We start from the raw sequence: 5,319 nt of genomic DNA, 5'->3' as shown, positions 1-5,319 counted from the left end.
TTTCCCGGCTCGCGCCGTTTCCCCCAGTTCTCGAGCGAGGCACTCGCCCTGACGCTCGCATCGGCAGGCATCGAGTACCGCTGGATCGAGGCGTTGGGCGGCCGGCGCCGTCCCGATCCCGACTCGCCCAACCAGGGGTGGCGCCATCCGGCCTTTCGCGCGTATGCGGACCATGTCGAAAGCCCGGAGTTCGCGGTCGGGCTGGTCGAGCTGCTCGATGTCGCGTACGGGCTGCGGACCGCCGTGATGTGCTCGGAGCTGCTCTGGTGGCGCTGCCACCGTCGCCTCATTGCGGACGTGCTGGTCTGGCTGGGCCTGCCGACGGTCCACATCCGGGACGAGAACACCGCGGAGCCGCACCGGCTGAGGGAGCCGGCGCGCCTCGTCGCGGGCCAGCTGAGCTACCGCGAGGGATGAGGCTGTCCCACGACGGGTGACAGGATCGTCTAACCACCGTCGGAAGGCACTTCCATAGCGGGAGCACACAATGACGCTCAAGGCGATGCTGACGATTTCTGCCATCTATCTCGGTGTACTCGGGCTCGGCTTCATGTTCGCGCCGCAGCAGACCGGAATCGAGGCCGTGCCGCCCGATGCACCGCCCGCGCTCATCGCATATCTTCGGGTCTTCGGTGGGCCGTTCATCGGCATCGCGGTGCTGAACTGGCTGGCGCGCGACGCCGAGCCTTCGACGGCACGCAGGGCAATCGTCATCGCGAACACGGTCGGCTTCGCGTGCGTCGCCGCGATGGACGTCTGGGGTGTGTTCGGCCACACCGCGCGCGCCGCCGCCAGGGTCTTCCTCGTCGTTCACCTGCTGATGACGATCGGCTTCCTTGTCGCCGGTCGCGAAGCGATGCAACGCCGGGCGGTGTAGCGGCTGCCGATACGAATCGATGCGTCCGGTCGTGTGCCGCTGCGTCACCGTACGCTTCACCACACCATGAGCATCACATCGATGGAGCACGCCGTACCGAGCGCCCTGCCGTCCATACTCGAGGAGCTCGACCGGGTCGAGCGCGAGGTCGGTGAATTCTTCGGCTCACTGGACGCGCAGGAATTCGTGCTGCGCATCGGCGACGCGTGGACGCCGGCGCAGCACCTGGATCATCTCAATATTGCCGCGAGCGCGGCCGCGCGTGCGTACACGGTTTCGCCCTGGCTGCTGCAGCTCCGCTTCGGCCGCGCACGCGCGTCGCGCAGCTTCGACGATCTGCGCGAGGCCTACCGGGCCCGCCTCGCACGCGGGGGTGGAGCGACCGGCCGGTACGTTCCGCAGCGTTCCGATGCGGACGACGAGGATCCGATCGTCCAGCGCACGGTGCTGTTGTCGCGATGGCACCGCGTCACCGAGCGCTTTCGCACGGGTGTCCGCGCCTGGCGCGAGACGAGCCTGGACCGCGCGCGCGTGCCGCACCCCCTGCTCGGCCGGATCACCATGCGCGAGCTCGCGTTCTTCACGATCTTCCACAGCCGTCATCACATCGAGGCCGCGAAGCGCCGGCTGCCGCGATTCAACCCGGACCTGCAGAGCTGACACAGGAGACCGACATGCCGACGAGCCGCCGCGAATTCCTCGCCGCATCCACAGCCGCGGCCATCGCCGCCGCCATCGGTCGCCCCGCGCGGGCGTTCGGCGGGTGGCAGCAGGTGCCGCCACCGGCGTTCACGGCGATCCGCCGCAACGTCGGGTTCTTCACGATGCGCGGCGGCACGATCGGCTACCTGGTGAATCCCGGCGGTGTCGTCGCGGTCGACAGCCAGTTCCCGGCCGAGGCAACCGCATTCCTGGAGGGCGTGAAGCAGCAGTCGGGCGGCCGCGGCGTCGATGTCCTGATCAACACGCATCACCACGGCGACCATACGGGCGGCAACATCTCGTTCCGCGGCGCCACGAAGTCGGTCGTCGCACACGAGATGGCCGCCGAGCACATGCGACTGCCGCCGGGCGGGGAGCCGCCCGAGGACCAGCTCTTTCCGGACACGACGTTCACGGATTCGTGGTCCGCGGACGTCGGCGACGAGCACGTGGTGGCGCGCCACTACGGTCGTGCGCACACGAGCGGCGATGTGGTGATCACGTTCGAGCGTGCCAACGTCGCGCACATGGGCGATCTCATGTTCAACCGCAGGCATCCGGTCGTCGACCGCGCGGCGGGCGCGACGCTCCGCAACTGGATGGAGGTGCTCGTACGCGCTGCGGATGATCACGCAGCAGACACCGTGTACATCTTCGGCCACGCCAACGCGGAGCTGCCGGTCACAGGCAGTCGTGACGATCTGATGGTGCTGCGCGACTACTTCGACGCACTGCTCACGTTCGTCGACGCACAGGTGAAGGCCGGCCGCTCGCGTGACGAGATCCTCGCCATGCGCGATCCGCTGCCCGGGTTCGAAACCTTCGGCCCGTTCGGCCGGCAGCATGCGCGCGACCCGCTGACGTGCGCGTACGAGGAGATCACGGAAGAGTAGCATCGCAAATTTTGCAGGGCCGCAGGCGGCGCGCCGCGCCGGGTGAGCAATCGCGGAGGAGGCGGAACATGAACGAGAAGGCACTCTTCACGAAGTTCTGGACGGACGAGACGAAGAGCACCCGCAAGGTGCTGGCGCGCATCCCGGAAGGGTCCGACTACAGGCCGGACCCGAAGTCGCGCACGGCGCAGGAGATCGCGTGGCAGATCGTGTGCGAGGAGAAGATGATCATCGAGGCGCTCGAGAACGGGACGGCCGAGTGGGCGCCACCGCCCATGCCGTCGTCGATGAAGGAGATCCTGGCCGAGTACGATCGAGGGAGCGCAGCGATCCCGCAGCGCTGGGAGTCACTGCCGCAGGAGAAGTGGGACGGTGAGCTCGAGTTCTTCGGACAGCGGCGGCCGGCGTCGCCCATGGCGTGGAGCTTTCTCTTCGATCTGATCCACCACCGCGGCCAGATCACCACGTACCTGCGACCCATGGGATCGACCGTGCCGCAGGTGTACGGCCCGACGGCGGACGAGCCGTAGGGCGACGGGCGTGATGAGGACGTCGCATGACACGATATCGCGTTGCATGAGGCTGCGGCGTGGCAGGTTACCACGCTGCTCCAGGATGCGACCGTGGCTGCTCCTGCAGGTGATCGATGCGGCGGCGTGAGTTCTTCGCGGCGACCGCCGCGGTCCTGGCGGCGCCGGCATGCGCGGCGCGCACCTCAACGAATCCAGCGACTCAGGGTGTGATGTACGGACTGATCGGCAAGATGCTGGCACAACCCGGGCAGCGCGATGCGCTCGCGGAGATCCTGCTCGAGAGCACGGGCGACATGCCCGGCTGCCTGTCCTACGTGATTGCCCACGACGCGGCGGACGCGGATGCGCTGTGGATCACCGAGGTCTGGACGGACCGCGAGAGTCATCAGAGCTCACTGCAGCTCCCGGCGGTGCAGCAGGCGATCGCGCAAGCGCGTCCCCTGATCGCCGGGTTCGGTGAGCGGTTCGAAACGACGCCGCTCGGTGGATTCGGACTGCGGGCACCGGGGTGAGCGCCAGCCGGCTCAGACCAGGGGCGTCAGCAGTGCCGTCACGATCAGAGCGATTGCCCACACCAGGTTGATGTTGATCCACGCGGTCCGCAGCACGCGCAGTCCCAGGCGCGTGTACACGAGCCACGCGACCGCGCCCGCCACGAGCAGGTAGCCCGCCGTGTGAAGCGCGGTCGCGACGAGCAGCGCCGGATCCGCCGCGTGCGTCGCGGCCGCCAGCGCTGGCGTCGCGGCATCCAGCGCGATTCCGGCGCCGTGTCCGCCGTGCATCATCCCGTGCCCTGCGTCCGGGTCCGCCATCCGCAGCACGAAGGGCAGCACCATCAGGCCGGCGCCGTGGGCCGAGGCCATCAGGAACGACCATACCGCCAGGTCGCGTGCGCCGACCCGCATGCCCGCCAGGCGCGGGTGACGGTGCCTGACCAGGGAGCGGACGCCAAAGGCGAGCAGCGCGGCCGCGGCAATCCAGCGCAGCACGTCCAGCGGTACGACGAGCCCGACGATCGCCGCGGCCAGCAGGGTGGCGGCGATCGCCAGGGCGTGGCCCAGGGCAAGGGGAGCCAGCGCCCGCCACGTCGCGCTGCCCCGCCCCTCCTGCAATCCCAGCGACACGGCGAACAGCCACCCCATCGCGGGATTGATTCCGTGAACCGCGCCCAGCAGCAGGATCATGGCGGTCGGCGTGCTCATCTCCGGCATCAGGCGTAGCAGAACGAGTCGGAGGATGCGTCTCCGCCTTCCAGGCGCACCTGGTGCGGCCGGTACCCCTCCTCGAGCTCCAGCAGGAATCGCTCGTCGAACGACATCCCACCACCGGGCGCGGTATCCAGCTTCGCCATCCAGCCGCGGATGCCGTCGGGGTAGAACTGCGCGTCCCAGGGGCTGTACAGCGAGTTCGTGATGTAGACGCGCCGGCCGTCGCGGCTGAGCTCGACCATCTGCGGGCCGCCGTTCAGGGGCTTTGCGCCGTCGCTCGGGTGCGCCGTACGGCTGACGATGCCGCCGATCTTCGCGGAGCCGGTGAGCACCGGGTTGAACGGATCGGTCACATCGTACTGGCGCAGCTCGCCGGTTCCCCAGCACGATACGTACAGGTAGCGGTCGTCGAGCGAGAGATTGATGTCGCTGACGAGCGGCGGCACGGCGCCGAAGCCCTGGAGCAGTGGTGGCAGGCTCGCGGGGTCCGCCGGCTCTGCCGGAATCTCGATCACCTTTCGCACCGCCCACTCGCCGGTCTCCCGGTCGAGGTACCACGTCCAGATGGAGCTCGACAGGTTCGCGAGACTGAGCACGACGCCGACGAAGCCGTAGGCGCGTCGCGGGTTGTGCGCGGGTCGCAGCTCGAGCACCATCTGCTGTTCGGCGCCGAGCTCCAGCTTCTTCACGTGCGAGCGCTTCTTCAGGTCCCAGACGTGCAGCGCATTGCCGTACTTCCCCCCGAGCAGCAGCTCGGGGTTGACGCCGTCCTGGACCATGTTGGGGGTGCCCCACTCGCTGGTGATCATCGTGTCGTGGCCGAGGTGCCACCAGAAGTCGTAGGCGAGGTGCTGGGGGCCACGCTCCTTTTCCCAGGGACCCTTGACCTCGAACGTCTCGTGGTCGAGGACGAAGATGCCGCCCGGGCCGTCGCCGCCAGGGGCGCCAAGCGCATTCATGTAGATGCCGTCCGGCCCGCAGTGTGCGGTGTGCGGCCGGCTGTAGCCCGTCTTGCGCATCACTTCTTCCGGCTCGATCACCTTGACGATCCGCGGCTGCCGCGGATCACCCTTGAGGTCGAGGATGTGGATGCGCGAGGACCGCAG

General features: G+C 68.6%; 8 protein-coding genes. 6 read left to right on the top strand and 2 right to left on the bottom strand.

The window, feature by feature from the left end; translation table 11 throughout:
• The 6 genes from VFU06_00285 to VFU06_00260 form a co-directional block, all read left to right on the top strand.
• A partial coding sequence (locus VFU06_00285; protein ID HEU5207817.1) for a DUF488 domain-containing protein occupies positions 1-417 on the top strand: 417 nt, incomplete at its 5' end.
• Between the two features lie 70 nt (positions 418-487).
• Positions 488-877: a hypothetical protein gene (locus VFU06_00280; GenBank protein HEU5207816.1), complete on the top strand. Its 390-nt coding sequence runs from the start codon at positions 488-490 to the stop codon at positions 875-877.
• A gap of 66 nt (positions 878-943) precedes the next feature.
• Positions 944-1,537, top strand: a complete 594-nt coding sequence (locus tag VFU06_00275; protein ID HEU5207815.1) for a DinB family protein — start codon at positions 944-946, stop codon at positions 1,535-1,537.
• A gap of 14 nt (positions 1,538-1,551) precedes the next feature.
• The gene (locus VFU06_00270) at positions 1,552-2,472 is read left to right on the top strand and encodes an MBL fold metallo-hydrolase (protein HEU5207814.1); all 921 of its coding nucleotides are present in this window, start codon (positions 1,552-1,554) and stop codon (positions 2,470-2,472) included.
• A 68-nt stretch (positions 2,473-2,540) separates the two neighbouring features.
• The gene (locus tag VFU06_00265) at positions 2,541-3,002 is read left to right on the top strand and encodes a DinB family protein (GenBank protein ID HEU5207813.1); all 462 of its coding nucleotides are present in this window, start codon (positions 2,541-2,543) and stop codon (positions 3,000-3,002) included.
• Between the two features lie 212 nt (positions 3,003-3,214).
• Positions 3,215-3,517: a putative quinol monooxygenase gene (locus VFU06_00260; protein ID HEU5207812.1), complete on the top strand. Its 303-nt coding sequence runs from the start codon at positions 3,215-3,217 to the stop codon at positions 3,515-3,517.
• 12 nt (positions 3,518-3,529) lie between these two features.
• Here VFU06_00260 and VFU06_00255 read toward each other — a convergent pair whose 3' ends face one another.
• On the bottom strand, positions 3,530-4,207 hold the full coding sequence (locus VFU06_00255; GenBank protein HEU5207811.1) for a hypothetical protein: 678 nt from the start codon (positions 4,205-4,207) through the stop codon (positions 3,530-3,532).
• Positions 4,208-4,215: 8 nt separating this feature from the next.
• The coding region (locus VFU06_00250; protein HEU5207810.1) for a selenium-binding protein SBP56-related protein at positions 4,216-5,319 on the bottom strand (1,104 nt) is incomplete at its 5' end.

The sequence above is a fragment of the Longimicrobiales bacterium genome, from assembly GCA_035764935.1.
Taxonomy (GTDB): domain Bacteria; phylum Gemmatimonadota; class Gemmatimonadetes; order Longimicrobiales; family RSA9; genus DASTYK01.
Note: the sequence above shows the minus strand (reverse complement) of the source record. Positions and strands in the feature narration are given on the sequence as shown.